Annotated in this window: 1 protein-coding gene; it reads left to right on the top strand. The window is 68.7% G+C overall.

The annotated features are described in order from the left end of the window. Positions 1–984 (top strand): alpha/beta hydrolase (locus tag ACYJSS_RS30665; RefSeq protein WP_236206676.1); only part of this gene is annotated, 984 nt, incomplete at its 5' end.

The following is a 984-nucleotide window of genomic DNA, read 5'->3' as shown; positions in this document are numbered from 1 at the left end:
CTCGCCCTGTCCATCGGCAGCGCCTTCGCCGCCGGCAGCCCCGGCGTCGAACACACCACCCAGGCCTTCCTCGAAGCCCTCGAAGCCGGCAACGGCAAGCCCCTGGAAACCCTCGCGCCGAAGGATGCCCGTGCCGTGCTGGTGGGCGCCCAGGCCGGCGTGAAGGTCGACCTCTCCGGCACCCGAGTCGAGAAGAAGAGCATCCAGGTCAACGGCCAGCCCCTGGAGCTGACCCTCGTCCGCCCCGAAGGCGCCAAGGGCGACCTGCCGGTGTTCATGTTCTTCCACGGCGGCGGCTGGGTGCTGGGCGACTACCCGACCCACGAACGCCTGATCCATGACCTGGTGGTGAACTCCGGCGCGGTGGCCGTCTACGTGAACTACACCCCCTCGCCGGAAGCCAAGTACCCCACCGCCATCAACCAGGCCTACGCCGCCACGAAATGGGTGGCCGAGCACGGCAAGGACATCGGCGTCGACGCCTCGCGCCTGGCCGTGGCCGGCAACAGCGTCGGCGGCAACATGGCGGCGGTGGTCGCGCTGATGGCCAAGGAACAGGGCGCCCCGAAGCTGCGCGCCCAGGTGCTGCTGTGGCCGGTGACCGACGCCAACTTCGAAACCGCCTCGTACAACCAGTTCGCCCAGGGGCACTTCCTCACCAAGCCGATGATGCAGTGGTTCTGGGACAGCTACACCACCGACCCGAAGCAGCGCGCCGAGATCCACGCCTCGCCCCTGCGCGCCACCACCGAGCAGCTCAAGGGCCTGCCGCCGACCCTGATCCAGACCGCCGAGTTCGACGTGCTGCGTGACGAAGGCGAAGCCTATGCCCGCAAGCTGGACGCCGCCGGCGTCGAGGTCACCGCCGTGCGCTACAACGGCATGATCCACGACTACGGCCTGCTCAACGTGGTCAACCAGGTCCCGGCGGTGCGCTCGGCCATGCGCCAGGCCGGCGCCGAACTGAAGAAGCACCTGCAATAA

It is taken from the genome of Pseudomonas sp. No.21 (genome assembly GCF_054558415.1).
Note: the sequence above shows the minus strand (reverse complement) of the source record. Positions and strands in the feature narration are given on the sequence as shown.